The sequence below is a fragment of the Acetivibrio mesophilus genome, from assembly GCF_004102745.1.
GTDB classification, from domain to species: Bacteria; Bacillota; Clostridia; order Acetivibrionales; family Acetivibrionaceae; genus Hungateiclostridium; species Hungateiclostridium mesophilum.
On sequence record NZ_RLII01000001.1, the window covers coordinates 198,031 to 213,683 of the forward strand.

General features: G+C 38.4%; 19 protein-coding genes and 3 pseudogenes. 20 read left to right on the forward strand and 2 right to left on the reverse strand.

Features of this window, described 5'->3' with window-relative positions; all coding sequences use genetic code 11:
• Positions 1-200: 200 nt before the first annotated feature.
• The 19 genes and pseudogenes from istA (at position 201) to EFD62_RS01055 (ending at position 14,023) form a co-directional block, all read left to right on the forward strand.
• Complete coding sequence (istA, locus tag EFD62_RS00975) at positions 201-1,673, forward strand: IS21 family transposase (RefSeq protein ID WP_069194703.1); 1,473 nt, start codon at positions 201-203, stop codon at positions 1,671-1,673.
• On the forward strand, positions 1,666-2,352 hold the full coding sequence (locus EFD62_RS00980; RefSeq protein ID WP_069194702.1) for an ATP-binding protein: 687 nt from the start codon (positions 1,666-1,668) through the stop codon (positions 2,350-2,352). The genes istA and EFD62_RS00980 overlap by 8 nt, the downstream gene beginning before the upstream one ends.
• A 187-nt stretch (positions 2,353-2,539) precedes the next feature.
• Positions 2,540-3,136: a recombinase zinc beta ribbon domain-containing protein gene (locus EFD62_RS00985; protein WP_083225163.1), complete on the forward strand. Its 597-nt coding sequence runs from the start codon at positions 2,540-2,542 to the stop codon at positions 3,134-3,136.
• Between the two features lie 172 nt (positions 3,137-3,308).
• Positions 3,309-3,539: a helix-turn-helix domain-containing protein gene (locus EFD62_RS00990; RefSeq protein ID WP_069194701.1), complete on the forward strand. Its 231-nt coding sequence runs from the start codon at positions 3,309-3,311 to the stop codon at positions 3,537-3,539.
• Positions 3,540-3,541: 2 nt separating this feature from the next.
• Positions 3,542-5,296 (forward strand): DUF262 domain-containing protein, encoded by a 1,755-nt coding sequence (locus EFD62_RS00995; RefSeq protein WP_069194700.1) that lies wholly within the window; start codon positions 3,542-3,544, stop codon positions 5,294-5,296.
• A gap of 63 nt (positions 5,297-5,359) precedes the next feature.
• Positions 5,360-6,370 carry a hypothetical protein gene (locus EFD62_RS01000; protein ID WP_083225162.1) on the forward strand — a complete coding sequence of 337 codons (1,011 nt, stop codon included), beginning with the start codon at positions 5,360-5,362 and terminating at the stop codon, positions 6,368-6,370.
• On the forward strand, positions 6,360-6,560 hold the full coding sequence (locus EFD62_RS01005; protein ID WP_069194699.1) for a hypothetical protein: 201 nt from the start codon (positions 6,360-6,362) through the stop codon (positions 6,558-6,560). Before EFD62_RS01000 ends, EFD62_RS01005 begins: the two co-directional genes overlap by 11 nt.
• Before the next feature lie 24 nt (positions 6,561-6,584).
• Positions 6,585-8,123 carry a hypothetical protein gene (locus tag EFD62_RS01010; protein WP_407921079.1) on the forward strand — a complete coding sequence of 513 codons (1,539 nt, stop codon included), beginning with the start codon at positions 6,585-6,587 and terminating at the stop codon, positions 8,121-8,123.
• 515 nt (positions 8,124-8,638) lie between these two features.
• The gene (locus EFD62_RS17955) at positions 8,639-8,761 is read left to right on the forward strand and encodes a zinc ribbon domain-containing protein (RefSeq protein ID WP_235832522.1); all 123 of its coding nucleotides are present in this window, start codon (positions 8,639-8,641) and stop codon (positions 8,759-8,761) included.
• A gap of 124 nt (positions 8,762-8,885) precedes the next feature.
• Complete coding sequence (locus tag EFD62_RS17960) at positions 8,886-9,032, forward strand: integrase (protein WP_069194697.1); 147 nt, start codon at positions 8,886-8,888, stop codon at positions 9,030-9,032.
• Positions 9,033-9,274: 242 nt separating this feature from the next.
• Positions 9,275-9,651, forward strand: a pseudogene (locus EFD62_RS01020) (DUF134 domain-containing protein).
• Positions 9,652-9,723: 72 nt separating this feature from the next.
• Positions 9,724-10,092, forward strand: a complete 369-nt coding sequence (locus tag EFD62_RS01025; RefSeq protein ID WP_128705609.1) for a NifB/NifX family molybdenum-iron cluster-binding protein — start codon at positions 9,724-9,726, stop codon at positions 10,090-10,092.
• Between the two features lies 1 nt (position 10,093).
• On the forward strand, positions 10,094-10,954 hold the full coding sequence (locus tag EFD62_RS01030; protein ID WP_069194695.1) for a nucleotide-binding protein: 861 nt from the start codon (positions 10,094-10,096) through the stop codon (positions 10,952-10,954).
• Complete coding sequence (locus EFD62_RS01035) at positions 10,932-11,816, forward strand: ATP-binding protein (protein ID WP_069194694.1); 885 nt, start codon at positions 10,932-10,934, stop codon at positions 11,814-11,816. Before EFD62_RS01030 ends, EFD62_RS01035 begins: the two co-directional genes overlap by 23 nt.
• Positions 11,813-12,664, forward strand: a complete 852-nt coding sequence (locus EFD62_RS01040; RefSeq protein WP_128705610.1) for an MBL fold metallo-hydrolase — start codon at positions 11,813-11,815, stop codon at positions 12,662-12,664. Before EFD62_RS01035 ends, EFD62_RS01040 begins: the two co-directional genes overlap by 4 nt.
• Positions 12,665-12,728: 64 nt before the next feature.
• Positions 12,729-12,881, forward strand: coding sequence for a hypothetical protein (locus tag EFD62_RS18285; protein ID WP_407921080.1), 153 nt, complete (start codon positions 12,729-12,731; stop codon positions 12,879-12,881).
• Positions 12,842-13,201: pseudogene (locus EFD62_RS01045) on the forward strand (P-loop NTPase); the annotation flags it as partial. The gene EFD62_RS18285 and the pseudogene EFD62_RS01045, both read left to right, overlap by 40 nt.
• Positions 13,198-13,689: pseudogene (locus EFD62_RS01050) on the forward strand (C-GCAxxG-C-C family protein). The pseudogenes EFD62_RS01045 and EFD62_RS01050, both read left to right, overlap by 4 nt.
• Positions 13,664-14,023 carry a NifB/NifX family molybdenum-iron cluster-binding protein gene (locus EFD62_RS01055; RefSeq protein ID WP_069194691.1) on the forward strand — a complete coding sequence of 120 codons (360 nt, stop codon included), beginning with the start codon at positions 13,664-13,666 and terminating at the stop codon, positions 14,021-14,023. The pseudogene EFD62_RS01050 and the gene EFD62_RS01055 overlap by 26 nt, the downstream one beginning before the upstream one ends.
• A gap of 132 nt (positions 14,024-14,155) precedes the next feature.
• On the opposite strand, the gene EFD62_RS01060 is transcribed toward EFD62_RS01055, so the two are convergent.
• Together EFD62_RS01060 and EFD62_RS01065 are read right to left on the reverse strand one after the other, a co-directional pair.
• On the reverse strand, positions 14,156-14,719 hold the full coding sequence (locus EFD62_RS01060; protein WP_069194690.1) for a chromate transporter: 564 nt from the start codon (positions 14,717-14,719) through the stop codon (positions 14,156-14,158).
• Positions 14,716-15,297: a chromate transporter gene (locus tag EFD62_RS01065; RefSeq protein WP_069194689.1), complete on the reverse strand. Its 582-nt coding sequence runs from the start codon at positions 15,295-15,297 to the stop codon at positions 14,716-14,718. Before EFD62_RS01065 ends, EFD62_RS01060 begins: the two co-directional genes overlap by 4 nt.
• 102 nt (positions 15,298-15,399) lie before the next feature.
• On the opposite strand from EFD62_RS01065, the gene EFD62_RS17430 reads away from it, so the two are divergent.
• Positions 15,400-15,576, forward strand: a complete 177-nt coding sequence (locus tag EFD62_RS17430; RefSeq protein ID WP_155522879.1) for a hypothetical protein — start codon at positions 15,400-15,402, stop codon at positions 15,574-15,576.
• The last annotated feature ends 77 nt before the right edge of the window (positions 15,577-15,653 follow it).

A 15,653-nucleotide genomic window follows, 5' to 3' on the forward strand; every position in this document is an offset into this window, starting at 1 on the left:
TAACATTTAGAACCAATCATATCAAGCTCAAAGCTTGGTACATGATTGGTTCTTTTACTCTTAGACTAATACTTACTAACATAGGTAATATAGCAATATTATTTGTGTTAAATAAGTATTCAATTATAAAGGAGGTGATGCCTATGCTTGCATTGGTACATGTATTCTAGCTTTAATAATAAAACTAAAGGAGGAAAAACATGATCGGTATCGAGCAATATCAAAAAATCCAGGAATATAAAGCACTTGGACTCGCCCAGACCAAAACTGCTAAAGCGCTGGGGATCACCTATCCTTCTGTCAGTAAATACTGGAATATGAGCAAAGAGGATTATGCCAGGGAAGCTGAGCAGGAAAAGTATCATATGGATAATTATCGACAGTACATATTAGAGCAATTGAAAATATGCCCACAAATCCGAGATACCAATATTTATCTTAAATTAATTGAAGCCTTTCCTGATTTACAAGTTAAACGAGCTACTTTCTATCGCTACATGAAAGCTTTAAGGGAACAGCATGGGTATCAGCATACCAGGAAGCGGAAAATCTCGCCGCGTGAAGTCTCGCCACCAGGATATGAAGCTCAGGCTGATTTTGGTCAATATAAACTTAAAGATATGTATGGAAGAATTGTAAGGGTATATTTCTTTTGTATGGTTCTGAGTTATAGCAGAATGAAATTTGTTTGCTTTTCACCGGATCCCTTCACGACCGAAACAGCCATAAAAGCTCATAACTATGCATTTCAATATTTTGGAGGAAGACCACAGACAATTCTATATGATCTTGATCGGGTCTATGTGGTTAGCGAAAATCTAGGTAATATTATATTTGTACCGGCCTTTGAAGAATATGTAAAGCGTATCGGCTACAGTGTTTCATTATGCAGGCCAAGAGATCCTCAGAGTAAAGGTAAGGTAGAAGAGGTAATTGGATATGTTAAGCAAAGTTTTCTGGAGGGGAGGGTATATACCGGAATTGACAGTCTTAACAGTGCAGCTCTTGCATGGTTGGATAGAGAAGGCAACGGGAGAGTTCATACTGTGACTAGAAAAGTGCCACGAGAAATGTTTATTGAAGAACAAAAACAGCTTTTTCATGTTAAACCATATTCAGAGGTATCAAGTACTGTAGCATCCTTTGATTCCAATGGAGTGGTCAGCTATAAAGGGAATCGTTATCAGATTGATGTCGGTGTGATGGATGCATATCAACGCATACGTATAGAGGATGATGGTAAAATACTTCTATTTTATGATACCGATACTAATGATTTATTAGCTAAGTATCCAGTAACAGAAGATACTGGACAGATATTCAAAGCTGAGGAAAAAAACAACAGAAACAGGGTTTCTCATGCTCTTATAAAACAATATTTTGCAGAGCATGAAATCGCTCAGGAATTTATACGGCGGATGGAACAAGAACAAACAAAATATTTTAATAGCCATTGCATTCGCTTAAATCGCATGACGAAGTTTTATTCGATGGAGCAAATGCTTGATGGGATAAGATACTGTATTGAGACTGAACGCTGCAATGCCTATGAACTTTTGGCTTACATAATGTATAAGCATGGTGAGCAGATAGCAAAGAAGTTCTTACCAAATCAACAGTATTTCAACCATCTGACACGTAGCAAGGAGATAAGGAGGGAAATCGATGGCTGATATAACTGAAATCCGCGAGTTGGCTAAGAAGCTAAATCTATGGAATATTGCCAGGGGATATATTGATTTGAATGATGAGAAACTGTCCAACCTAGATTATCTTCAAATGATATTACAAAAAGAACTAGAGATACGAGCCAGACAAAAACAGATCAAGCTAAGAAGGGCAAGCAAACTTCCCAACAAAGTATTTGATGCATCGAATTTAAACAAAGGTTTGGAATGGCAGATAAAACAATTATCCCATCTGATGTGGCTCAATGAAGAACAAAACGTTATTCTTCTTGGTAAATGCGGGACAGGCAAAACTAGTCTTGCAGTTCATCTTGGAGAAACAGTGATCGACAATGGACATAAAACTTACTATACATCCATTGACACTTTTGTATCTATTGTAGAGAACAAAGATATAAACCCAAAAGCAGGAGCAACCTTCTCCTATATGCGGGAATGCGACTTGATTATTATTGATGATGTATTTTATCTAGAACCAACCAGGTCAGAGTTGCAGGCTTTTTATCGAGCAGTTACTTTTCTTAATGAAACAAGAAGTATCATTTTTATTACCAATCGTGAAATATCTGCATGGTTAGATGCAGTGGAAGACAAACATCTTTGCCAGACTCTGTTAGATAGAATAACAGCAAATTGTCAGATCATTCGCTTGACTGACAGATAAATTAAAACACTCGCCTCTTTTCTAAAAAAAGGTTAATACTCAAATTTGAAAACAATGCCGATTAACGGCTTTAAATAGATGCAAAAAATCTCACGAAATCCTAAGATTAGCTTAACTTTTGAGATTTTCTACAGTTTCTGGGGTAGGGGGGTCTAAATCTCTACCACTTTTCGCCCCAGAAACGGGCGTGGGGTCACGCGCGAAAAAATTCAGGTTCAAACGGTGCGGAGATATTTTCAGAAGAATCCACTGGAACAACCATGGTTGCAAGTCCGTGGTATGGCGTTGCGCAAGCAGGCTGGACAAATCGGCTGAGGACTGTACGGCACGGACGGTTAGAGAAACCGATTTGAAAAAAGCGGTGATTCAAGCCGTTAACAAGGTCTTCGGCGCAAAAACGCAGTTCATGGATATCCTTGAAAGAAACATTGCTGTGGTTATGAACCAGGTCGATGAAAGCACCATTAAGGAGATAGATAAAAAATTGGGACAGTTGCAAAAGGAACTGCTCCGTCTTGCCAATAATAAGGAGGATTACTCCATAATAGCAGATGAGATTTACCGCTTGCGTGATGAAAAAGAAGCAGCAATGGCCAAAAATGCCGGATACGCAAGTCAGAAACAGCGAATGGCGGATATGACGGAATTTCTAAAACAACAGAAAGGAGTCATGGAAGACTACGATGAACAGCTTGTCAGGAAATTGATTGATACGATAACCGTTTACGATGAAAAGCTCACGGTGACATTTAAATCTGGCTTGACGGTGGATGTGAGTTTGTAAAAATGAATAAGAGATTGTTATGAAAAGGGCGCCTTGCAGAATTGCGAGGTGTCTTTTGCTATAATCTGCCATCGAATTACGTTTAGGGCATTGAATTTTACATAAAAATAAAGTATAATAAGTTGTCTGATTTGTGAAACAAGTTGATATCATATAAGCAGAGGTGCCGAACATGATTAAAAATAATATAGAACTTGATTTTAAAGTTAAGTGTATAGAGGAAGGAATAACACAGGCAAAAATAGCGGAGGAAATCAACACTACAAAATCTTATGTGAATCGCATAATAAAAAAACAGGATGGAGTAGTAAACAAGACTTTTGTGCAGATGATGGAAGCTCTTGGTTATGATATAGTGCTGACGTATGTAAAACGGGATCAAAATAAAGAGATGGAGGAATAATTATGGCTTACGAAACACCATTGACTATAGCGGAGGTTATGAAAGATATTTCTAACAACAAGTATGTTCTGCCTTCGATTCAACGAGAATATGTGTGGGATACTACCCAAATTGAAACACTCTTTGATAGTTTGATGCAAGATTACCCAATTGGGGCATTCCTATTCTGGGAGATTAGTAAAGATAAACTTGGCTATTATGATTTTTATGAATTCTTAAAAAATTACCATGAAAAGACATCAACTCATAACAAAAAAGCAGACCTCAAAGGAGCAGATGGTGTGACGGCTGTTCTTGATGGACAGCAGCGTTTGACTTCATTATACATAGGATTAAAGGGATCTTATGCATATAGACTTAAATACAAACAAAAGAAAAACGAAAATGCCTACCCTGTTAGAAAGTTATATCTGAATTTAATTTCTCCGGCAAAGGACAGCAGTAATAAATATGATTTTCAGTTTTTGATATGCAATGATGTGAAAAATACAGATGATGAATACTGGTTTGAAGTCGGTAAGATTCTGGATATGAAAGATTTGGGAGATGTGGCCACTTATGTGACCGATAACATCAGCTATTCCGAAGACCATCAATATACGAGAGAGCAGGCCAAGTTTGCTACAAATACACTTTCACAACTACATAAAGTGATTCATACTTCTCTTACCCTAAGCTACTACAAGGAAAAATCCACCGAGCTGGATAAGGTATTAAACATCTTTATCCGTGTAAATAGCGGTGGTACAGTACTTACATATTCAGACCTTTTGCTTTCAATCGCATCTGCACAATGGCAAACACACGATGCAAGAGAAGAAATTACAGAATTTGTTGATGATGTAAATTCAATTGGTGATGGTTTCAGAATTAATAAGGATTTCGTTTTGAAAGCCGCACTTGTACTTACAGATTTTTCTGACATAGCATTTAAAGTTGATAATTTCAATAAGCCTAACATGATGAAGATTGAGGCAAATTGGGATAACATCAAAAAGGCAATCAAGCAATCAGTTAATCTGGTATCGTCTTTCGGTTATTCCGGCGAAACCTTGAGTTCATATAATGCACTCATTCCTATTGCATATTATTTGCTTAAAATCGGAATGCCGGATAATTTTGTTTATTCGAGCACTACGAAGGAAACCCGGGCAAAAATTAAAAAGTGGCTTATTCTTTCCTTGTTAAAGAAAGCATTCAGTGGTCAGCCCGATAATGTAATCAGACCTATTCGTGAAATTATAAAGAATAATGTTTCTTCCGACTTCCCTATTCATGAGATTATTGAAAAATTTAAAGGAACAAATAAGTCTATTCAATTTACAGAAGATGATATTGAAGAGTACTTGCTGAAATTGAAATATGGTGAAAAAGATACTTTATCAACCCTTATGCTCTTGTATCCTTCGTTAGACTTCAGCAATAAATTTCATGTAGACCATATGTATCCAAAGAGCAAATTCAAGAAACCATACCTTCGTAAAATGGGTGTGCCGGAAGATAAACTGGACGAATACATTGATGCGGTTAATGACATCAGCAACTTGCAACTCTTGGCGGCACAGTTGAATGAAGAAAAATTGAATACAGATTTTGATAAATGGTTCAATGACCAGTACAAGACTGACAGTGACAAAATTCAGTATAGAACAATAAACTACCTTCCCCAAATGGAGTACAGCTATGCTAATTTTCAACAATTTATGAACGAACGCAGGAACCTTATTAAGGCGGAACTTGTGAAGATATTATTGTAAATGTTGATTCGCTAAATTTACAACTTGTATTATAGAATGCAGTAGTAAAAGGTAGGTGTACATATGGATGACACAATTAATACTTCTCCAGATGAGATTGAGATAGTTGATATTTCAGACTATTGTACTGATGTAGATGAATATTTTTCATCTGTGCCAGAAGTTGCTAAGCCATTAATTAGAAACGCAAAAGCTACATTATCTAAGATTGAAGAGATGCTTTATTCTGCACCTGCATTTATTAACGCAATAAAGGCAAGTATGCCGGAGGTAACGTTCCAAGCCATTTTGACTGATGAGCAGAAATCTAAGATTGCTAATGGTGCATTAAAACTGATGACCAAAAAAGATGGGTCTCTGATGGCAAACCTTGTGAATCCGGAAACCAATAAAATAGTATCAACGGTTTCTCTTGAGAGCGTAAAAGTTACACCGGAAATATCCCAGGCTATGACGAGTTATGCCACTCAAATGCAGATGGCACAAATTGCAGAACAGATACAACTTATACAGGTTGCAGTTGAAGAGGTTCGGCAAGGGCAAGAATATGACAGATTGGCAACAGCATATAGTTGCCAACAGAAATTATTGCAGGCAATGACTATAAGAAATCCAGAAATAAAAGCAATGGCTTTATTGCGGATTGCGAACGATGCAGAAGATAGCAGAAACCTTTTAATGCAGAGTCAGAAAGCTAATCTGACTTTTATAAAGAATCAGCCGGAGTCATTCTGGGGAAAACTCATCTCTGGTGCCGCTCCGGAAAAGGTGAACTCGAGAATGAATGAAATTCGAGAAAGCCTATGCGCAGTGAATATGGTTTCGTTAACTGAGGCAATTGCTTATCAGGAAATGGGAGAAACAGAGGCGGCACAGCAAAGCCTTCAGTATTATGCAGAGTATTTACAAAAAACATATCTTGAAACAGAAGGTTTAATAGAGAGATTGGATTTGATAGACCCATCACCAGAAAATTATTGGTCGAAAACGCTACCCGATATTAAAAAGAAAATCCAGGCATTACCTTTTAACGAAGAACAAAAGCTTTTAGGAGGCAAAAATTATGGAGATTAGGAAGTGCAAGAATAAGAAATGCCAAAGAACTCTCCCAAAGGGATATAAACATAATTATTGTGAAAATTGCAGAAACGAACGCATTAAACAGATCAAGGATGCAGGAAAAGCAATAGCTGGTGTGGCAGCTTTTGTTGGAGGTACTGCACTTACAATACTAACAAAAGGAAAATTCAACACTAAAGAATAACGATAAAAAATGGAGGTGACCACAGTGGCAGATATGAGACAAGTCCATGATTTTGCAGTAAAATGGTGCGATAAATTTCGTGACCAGAAAATCAATTACATAGAACTGGTAGACCACTATATGGCAGATGATTGTGACGCACTTGGATTTAAGATGGACTGTGGTGATGCCTTTTCTGAAAGGTATGGTAAAGCTGCCAACGATTACGAGGAACTTAATAAGATTATTGATGAAGTAAATGATATTGAACTCCTGGGTTCCGCTGTCTATTCTCGATGGAGATATTTTAATCATTGGGCATATACCGGAGAAGAAATCCTGGAATTCAAAAATCGGTCATGGTTTATTCTGGCTTTAAGTCGATTGGCTATACTATCTGAGAAAAATCCTTTTATATTTGAAGGAACTCCTAAAAAAGTCCGTATTGTGTCTAACAATATTTGCTATGGTCCATACCCGGAACCTACAGATGAGGTGGAACAGCATCTTACAATCAATGCTGAAGGACAGGTATGGTTTTCTGCTTTTACATATGGACAAGGGTTTGGAGAATACGAAAAAGCCAGAACTAAGAACTATAAAATAGAAAAAGAAGTGGCTACAAAAGTTCTGAATTCCGTTGCTGCTTATTTCAGTCAGGAATATAATGAGATTTTTGCAACCGACATCGGAGACTGGCAAATGGAACTAACCAACACGGATGATGAAATATTCAAATTTAGAGGTTCCCTGTGTGCTGATTTCGAGGTTGACGGTACTGATCTTTCAGACCTTATCAGAGACTCACTAAAGATGGATGATTTATATGTATTCGATGGTAATTGTAAACCGGATAAAGTGAATCGAATCAGAGTGGATTATCACCGGGTTACACGTATCAAACCAAAACAACCTATCAATAATAACACAGAATACGTTACTTGGGATTATACCGAACAACTGATAGTTGACAGAAAATCGGAGACTATCGAGCATATTCAGAATATTGGAACCGGTTGCGTTGTTTCTCGTAAATATAAAGTCGAGGGTGGCATTGAAAGTTTGCTCGATGATCTGGAAGCTGATGATTTGTTCCTTAATGTTGTGGGCAATCCTCCGGATGTTGTTGAATCACCAAACGAAACCAAGGATTATATAATCACCCTTGATTTCAAAAAAAGAATGCCACGTATTATCAAAGGGACATATGATAAAAATGGACTACCGGATGATTGGGCAGAGTTCGCGGAAACAGTGTTTAATGTCATGAGATTTTATGGCTTTGGAGAAATACTCGACCCATCCGTTTACAACAAAGTAAAACGTCGCAAAAATGATTATATCTTTTGCAGTGTTACCTTTGATGAAGGATACAAGAGTTATTATTATCTTACTGATGACGATAGTATAGAGGTTGGGGATTTTGTACTGGTTCCTGCCGGAAAGGACAACCACACTGCAATCGTAGAAGTAGTGAATATCGAGTATTTTTCAGAAGAAGAGGCGCCATTGCCCGTGGACAAAACGAAGTATATTATTAGGAAATGTACGGATGATGATTTTGACCCGCCAACGGAAGAATGACTATATTGCTTACCTAATGCGTTCCATGAATAAATTGTTTTGCATATCTGTCAACGAAATCGCTACATGACATCCTATCTATCGCCACAACCTGCATTTTGTCCACAATATGCCTACACCACTTTTGAAAAAGTGTACAGAAAATTGGGTCAAAATAGGCGGTGGACTATTACTGAATGTTATCTAAGCAAGATTTGCAAAAATGGCGGATATGCTAACATTATTAAAATCCTCTCGAGCCATGTTGAGTGCGTAGTATTGATGTCAAGGGTTGATAAATAGAACGCTCGAAATACTTATAAATAAAGGGTTTCCAGACATTGCTCCTTTCTCTCAGCTTTTTTGCCTGAGGTGATAATGTCAGGAACCCCTTATTTTTATTGTTTGCGGAAACACATCAACTGCCCTAAAAGCGATAGGGTTGAGTTGACAGATTAGATGTGAGAAGTAGGTATATATTCGTCTCCATTAATTTATTTAAGTACTTCTTACACTGCGGGGATATTTACCGTGGGGTGCATTGGAACAACAGAGGATGCAAATCCATCGTTTGGAGATGTGTCAGCCGTCTTGAGGAAAAGGGATCGGATTGCCCCTCTCGGACTATTAGTGAAGCTACGCTGCAAGAGGCTGTGTAAAGGCAATCAATGAGGTGTTAGGAAGTAAAAAGTGGCTGATGAGATTTATCACCTACGCGAACCTAAGCAGAACATACTGGCTGAGAATGCCTAGCGGGAAGGAAAGCGGGAACGCATCGCAGAAATGACTGAGTTTTTGAATGATCAATCCTATGAACTAGAGGAATATGATGAGCAGTTAGTAAGAAAGCTTATTGAGAGAATAACAATACATGATGCAAAGATCTCTATAGAGTTTAAGTCAAATGTTGAGATTGATATAGAGATGTAAGTTGAATTAACGGCTATCGGTTGAGAAGAAATTTTTCTTGGTCGGTGGCCTTTATATTTTGAAAAACTTGCAATAGTTATTGACATATGCCATAAACGACGTATAATAAAGGTAAATGGCATATGCCATAAACCACGAGAAGGTGAATAACATACCAAGAGCAATTAGAGAACCTATAACGGGTATCAGAGATAACTGGAGGACGCTCTGTTTATTTCTGATTTGAATGGGGGTGAAAGATTATGCCTAGACCGATGAAATGGAGAAAAGTTTGCTGTTTGCCTGAGATTAATAAATTTGGCCCTCTTGATACATCTGCGAAGGCAGAAAACTATGTGATCATGACCGTTGATGAGTATGAAACAATAAGACTTATCGATTTGGAGGGGTTTACACAAGAAGAGTGTGCTACCAAGATGAATGTGGCCCGCAGTACCGTTCAAGGAATTTATAATGAGGCTAGAAAAAAATAGCTGAGTCATTAGTCAACGGAAAGGTCCTGTTGATAGAGGGAGGTGAATACAGGCTTTGCGACGGCTTTGGGAACGGCTGCGGTCGCGGCTGCCGTAAACAAAGGCGCGGCAGATGCTTTACAGATGGCGAGGACCAAGGTGACTGATTATATATTCTGAAAAGGTCACGGATATTATTATGCGCCTGTAAAATTTAAGCAAATAGAACGGAGGATTTTATGAAGATAGCAATTCCGGTAGATGAGAAAAGTTTGAACTCAAATGTGTGTGTATCCTTTGGACGTACTCCCTACTTTCTGATTTATGATACCGATACCCAGAAAAGTGTGTTCCTTGACAATAGTGCGGCAGCAAGTACAGGCGGAGCAGGTATTAAAGCTGCACAAATGATAGCAGATAATAAAGTAAATATTTTGCTTACTCCCCGCTTAGGAGAAAATGCTGCTGACGTGCTTAAATCTGCGGAGATCGAAATATTTAAAACGACAACTGCTTCAGCTAAGGATAATATCGATGCCTTCATTGCTGGAAAGCTTCCTTTGCTGAATGAAATACATGCCGGATTTCATGGACACGGAGGCAAATAATATGAAAATCGCTGTGCTAAGCGGCAAGGGCGGCACAGGAAAAACGTTGGTATCAGTAAATTTGGCTGCGGTAGCCAAAACATCAACCTATATAGACTGTGATGTTGAGGAACCAAATGGACATCTATTCTTTAAGCCCAAGGATATCGTTGAAGAAGAAATTTCAGTCAAAATTCCAAAGGTGGATGGAAATCTGTGCAGAGGATGCCGAAGGTGTGTTGAATTTTGCAAGTTCAATGCTCTTGCTTATATAAAAGATAAACTGATAGTATTTAAAGATGTTTGCCATTCTTGCGGTGGATGTATCTTGCTTTGCCCTGAGAAGGCATTGACAGAGAAAGAAAAGCTTATCGGTAGAGTGCAAAAAGGGACTTCAGAGAAGGTAACGGTATATACAGGAATATTGAATCCTGGTGAGCCTTCCGGGATACCCATAATAAAAAAGCTGCTTGATGAGAATGAACATGAAAGAGACAAGACAGTATTTATTGACTGCCCTCCCGGAAGCGCCTGTATCGTCATGGAAAGCATCAAGGATGCAGACTACTGTATATTAGTAGCTGAGCCTACATTGTTTGGAGTTCATAATCTTAACATGGTATATGAACTGGTCAAGTTATTTAATAAGCCGTTGGGAGTGGTTTTAAACAAGTGTCTTGACGGTGAAAATCCGTCGGAAAAATTCTGCATAGAAAAAGGTATTCAGATTTTAGGACGAATACCATTTGATAATGAGCTTGGATCATTGAATTCAAATGCAGAAATTGCTGTAAGGAAAAGTGAAAAATATCGTACAATCTTTTCTTCTTTGCTGGAGGATGTGAAAAAGGAGGTGCATAATGAAACAACTTCTGATTCTTAGTGGTAAAGGAGGTACTGGAAAGACAACCATAGCAAGCGCCTTTATCAAGCTGTCTAAGGCTCGCGCTTATGCGGATTGTGATGTTGATGCACCTAACCTGCATCTTATAACAAAGCAAAACTCCCTGCCAAAGAAAAAAGACTATTATGGTTTGCCGAAAGCAAAGATAGATACAGAACTGTGCCTAGAGTGCGGACAATGCATGCAAAACTGCCGATTTGAAGCTATATCAGCAGATGGGAAATACAAGGTAGATCCTTTTGCCTGTGAAGGCTGCGGGGTTTGCGAGCTTGTTTGCCCTGTTGGGGCTGTGACTTTAAAACCTGCTGTAGCCGGTGAACTGCTGTTATATACAGATGGGGAAAAAGTATTTTCTACAGCGCAGCTAAAAATGGGCAGCGGAACCTCCGGAATGTTGGTTACCGAGGTAAAAAAGCAAATAAAGTCAGCAGCAGTTGATGTGGAGTTTGCCATTATTGACGGTTCTCCCGGTATAGGGTGCCCGGTTATAGCGTCTTTGAGCGGTGTTGATATGGTGTTAATTGTGGCCGAACCCTCCATATCTGGCATCAGTGATATGGAGCGGATTATAAATACAGCGGAGAAATTTGGCGTAAAGACGGCAGTATGTATCAATAAGTTTGATCCAAATATGCAAAACACAGAAAAGATAGAAAACTTCTGTATAAACCAAGGGATTAGCCTTATGGGTAGAATCCCCTTTGATTCGGACGCAGTAAAAGCAATTAATAATGGACAGACAATTGTTGATATAGACTGTACATCAGGTGCAGCAGTGAAAGTAGTTTATAGCAAGACAATGGAACTGCTGTTTGAAGAAGGTGGTGGGCTGAGGTCATGATTATCAAAGCATTAGTTGAGAATACAGCGCTATCCAAAGACTTTGGCAGCGAACACGGACTTAGCCTTTATATAGAATCAAATAGTCACAAAATTCTTTTTGATGTTGGCGCTAGTGAGTTGTTTCTTGAAAATGCAAAAAAGCTGAATGTAGATATCTCTGAGGTTGATTATCTGATTGTTTCGCATGGGCATTATGATCATGGTGGAGGACTAAGAGCTTTTTTGCGTGAAAACACGAAAGCCGAGGTATTCATACACCAACTGGCATTTGAAAAATACTATGCTTTGCGTTTGGGTGATGAACGGGAGTATATTGGCTTGGATGAGGAATTGAAGCAAAACAAGCGAATTGGATTTACATCAGACCGCTTCTTTATCAGCAAGGGGGTTCAAGTGTTCTCAAATATTACCAGAAAGGAACCTCTACCAAAGTCAAATGACAGTTTGCTTATGAAGCATGATGACAAAATAGTACAGGATACTTTTGCGCATGAGCAAAACCTCATTATAGAGGAGGCAGGAAAGACGCTTTTGGTAACAGGCTGCGCCCATAATGGTATTGAAAATATTCTTGAATACTTCCATGACTTAAAAAGACGTATGCCTAACTATGTGATAGGTGGATTTCATCTTTCCAGCCGTTCATCGGGAAGCAATGAGGACTCCGAGATGATAGATAAAATAAGCAAGTACCTAATGGATACAAATGTAAAATTTTACACCTGCCATTGCACAGGTATAGAATCATATAACAGGCTTAAAGCTGTCATGGGCGATAATATTGATTATCTCTCAGCAGGTAGTGAAATAAGAATCCCACCCATCAACGCAATCGATGATTGCTGATCGATTCCGGGAACCTTGTTACTTCGTGATAGCAATCTAAAATATAGGAGATGGAGATAAAATTATGAGTGAAAATTGCAATCAAAGCTGCAGCAGTTGCTCGGAGGACTGTACAGAAAGAAAGGAAAATAAAAATGATTTCTCCGAGAAACCACATGAAATGAGCAGCATAAAAAGGTTATTCAATCCATTGCTGTTGATGGGATTATTGTTGTGACCTCGCCTCAGGAACTTGTATCAATGATAGTATCAAAAGCTGTTAAGATGGCTGAAATGATGAATATCCCTATCATAGGATTAGTAGAAAATATGTCCTTTTTTAAATGTCCAGATTGCGGTAAGGAACACAAAATTTTCGGCGACAGCCATATTGACGAAATTGCCGAAAAGCATAATTTAAAAGTGCTTGCTAAGCTTCCGGTCAACCCCAAAATTTCTGCCGCCTGTGATAATGGTATGATAGAACTTTTTGATGGTGATTGGCTTGAGCCTGTAGCAAAAGTATTGGAGAAAAGCATTGAGGAAGATAATAAATGAGTGCACATTCAGATTTGGCAAAAGAATTGTTTAGAAAAGGCTTCAATTGCTCTCAATCTGTTTTTGCTGCTTTTTGTGATGAAACGGGGCTGGACATGGAAACAGCATTAAAAATTGCCTCTTCTTTCGGAGGAGGTATGGGTAGGTTGCGGGAAGTATGTGGTGCTGTGACAGGAATGTTTATGGTTGCCGGCATGAAATACGGTTACACAGATTCATCCAGCAAAAATGCAAAAGCAGAACATTATGAGCTAGTTCAAGATTTGGCAAAACAATTTGGAAATGAAAACGGATCAATCATATGCAGGGAGCTTTTAGGTATTTCAATAAAGCATGATAATCCTATACCCGAGACCAGAAATGATAATTAATATAAAAAGCGTCCTTGTGCAGAACTTGTTGAGCAAGCTGCAAGGATACTTGATGAATATATTCAGAGTAAAAGAATGGAGGAGACCAACTATGATAAAAATTGCTGTAGCAAGTGATAACAAAATGGTGACTGAGCACTTTGGACATTGCGAAGGGTTTATGATTTTTGACACCGAAAACAATAAAATCATCAAAAGTGAAACAATTACGAACCCAGGACACAGACCTGGATTTTTGCCCAATTTTCTTGCCGACCGTGGAGTAAACGTCATCATCAGTGGTGGTATGGGAGGAGGTGCAGTTGACATTTTTAATGAAAGGAACATCGAGGTTATTGTTGGGGCAAGAGGTGATGCCAAAGTAGCAGTAGAAGCATACCTGCAGGGTTCTCTTAAATCTACTGGTTCTGTTTGCCATGAACATGAGCATCACGATGAATGTGGAGAATAAAACCGGCCTTTGAATTATAATTTCCTATACTTGAATTGCTTCGGCATTATTCCAATGTCGGAGCAATTCATTTTAGGAGAGTTTCAAACATCAATAAACAATTCTTAATATATTCGTAGTTTCATTTTCTACCTATATCAACAAGTAAATTGCTCCGCCGATAATGCCTGATCCCAGCATTACATAAATAGGATTCGGTTTCCACTTCCGTAAAATGAAAATAGCCACAGTAAATAATAAAACAGAAACCAAGTTGCTTGTTTGAGGATTTGTTGAAAAGCCCTCTTCTCCCCATACAGTCAGTATAAAAATCGACAACCCTGCTGATGCAATCAGCGCTACTATGGTAGGTCTTAGACCAGACAATACTCCTTGTACAACGGCCAACTCTTTGAATTTGAAATAAATCCATGCCAGGAGTGAAACGATAATACAGGATGGCATTATACATCCAATAGTAGCAACAATCGCTCCTGGAATACCAGCAATTCTAATTCCCACAAAAGTGGCTGAATTGATGGCAATGGGTCCGGGTGTCATTTCCGCAATAGTAATGAGGTCGGTAAATTCCGTTAATGTCAGCCAATGGTGCAAATTAACTACTTGATTTTGAATCAGTGGGATTGCAGCCATGCCACCACCAATGCTAAACATGCCGATTTGAAAAAAGCTCCAAAAAAGTTCTAGCAGTATCATTGAGGATCACCGTCCTTTTGGACTTTTTTCATTTGGATCAGAAGCTTTACCGCTCCGATACATCCACACACTAAAATAATATACATAACGTTAATCCCTAAGAAAAATGTAGCAATAAATGCGCCCACCATAATAATTACAGATACTATGTCCTTTTGCTTAAAGACATTACCGCCGAGGTTCATAACTACATCTGCAATAACAGCAGCAACCCCAGCTTGCATTCCTTTTAGAACTGCATTTACTACAGCGTTATCGCGAAATGCAGTGTAAAAAATGGAGATAACAGAAAGAGTTATTAGAGGTGGTAAAATTGTACCTAAAATTGTTACTAGAGCACCTAATACTCCTGCAATACGATACCCCAGCAGCATCGCTACGTTGACGGCAACTGGTCCGGGTGAGGATTGTGCAATAGCTGTGAAATTTAACATTTCATCTTCCTCAATCCATTGTAAATCATCTACAAATTTTTTTTTCATCAATGGTATAATGACGTATCCTCCACCAAAGGTAAAAGCACTTAAGTAAAAGGTAGACGCAAACAATTTTCTGTAAACGTGTTTTTTGCTTTTCAAGTCATTGACCTCCTTTTAGTTTATTATAGAACTTTATGGATTATAAATAAAATAGTATTATTATAAAGTTAATAATGTTTTTGTTATAATTAGGAGGCGTCAATGACATTAAGGCATCTTAAAAAGACTCCATATCACAGAAATTGGAAAGAGTTTTCTTCAATTAAAGTAAGTTGCCAAAAGCTGACCACTAAACTTTGTCCTTTTGCGGAAATAGACCAGTACGACAAATCCACCTTCCAAAATAGCAATCATCTTTGTAAGGCTTCCGTTATTTAGAAAGAAAGGCTTGTTGATATGTTCCCGCGAACGGTGGCTTTTCAAAAATGACACAAACTGTGTGCCGAGATAGTATA

Bases quoted from the DNA above. Each gene is read 5' to 3' on its own strand.
- istA (WP_069194703.1), top strand. From the start codon at position 201: ATGATCGGTATCGAGCAATATCAAAAAATCCAGGAATATAAAGCACTT.
- EFD62_RS00980 (WP_069194702.1), top strand. From the start codon at position 1,666: ATGGCTGATATAACTGAAATCCGCGAGTTGGCTAAGAAGCTAAATCTA.
- EFD62_RS00990 (WP_069194701.1), top strand. From the start codon at position 3,309: ATGATTAAAAATAATATAGAACTTGATTTTAAAGTTAAGTGTATAGAG.
- EFD62_RS00995 (WP_069194700.1), top strand. From the start codon at position 3,542: ATGGCTTACGAAACACCATTGACTATAGCGGAGGTTATGAAAGATATT.
- EFD62_RS01000 (WP_083225162.1), top strand. From the start codon at position 5,360: ATGGATGACACAATTAATACTTCTCCAGATGAGATTGAGATAGTTGAT.
- EFD62_RS01005 (WP_069194699.1), top strand. From the start codon at position 6,360: ATGGAGATTAGGAAGTGCAAGAATAAGAAATGCCAAAGAACTCTCCCA.
- EFD62_RS17960 (WP_069194697.1), top strand. From the start codon at position 8,886: ATGACTGAGTTTTTGAATGATCAATCCTATGAACTAGAGGAATATGAT.
- EFD62_RS01025 (WP_128705609.1), top strand. From the start codon at position 9,724: ATGAAGATAGCAATTCCGGTAGATGAGAAAAGTTTGAACTCAAATGTG.
- EFD62_RS01030 (WP_069194695.1), top strand. From the start codon at position 10,094: ATGAAAATCGCTGTGCTAAGCGGCAAGGGCGGCACAGGAAAAACGTTG.
- EFD62_RS01035 (WP_069194694.1), top strand. From the start codon at position 10,932: ATGAAACAACTTCTGATTCTTAGTGGTAAAGGAGGTACTGGAAAGACA.
- EFD62_RS01040 (WP_128705610.1), top strand. From the start codon at position 11,813: ATGATTATCAAAGCATTAGTTGAGAATACAGCGCTATCCAAAGACTTT.
- EFD62_RS18285 (WP_407921080.1), top strand. From the start codon at position 12,729: ATGAGTGAAAATTGCAATCAAAGCTGCAGCAGTTGCTCGGAGGACTGT.
- EFD62_RS01055 (WP_069194691.1), top strand. From the start codon at position 13,664: ATGATAAAAATTGCTGTAGCAAGTGATAACAAAATGGTGACTGAGCAC.
- EFD62_RS01060 (WP_069194690.1), bottom strand. From the start codon at position 14,719: ATGATACTGCTAGAACTTTTTTGGAGCTTTTTTCAAATCGGCATGTTT.
- EFD62_RS17430 (WP_155522879.1), top strand. From the start codon at position 15,400: ATGACATTAAGGCATCTTAAAAAGACTCCATATCACAGAAATTGGAAA.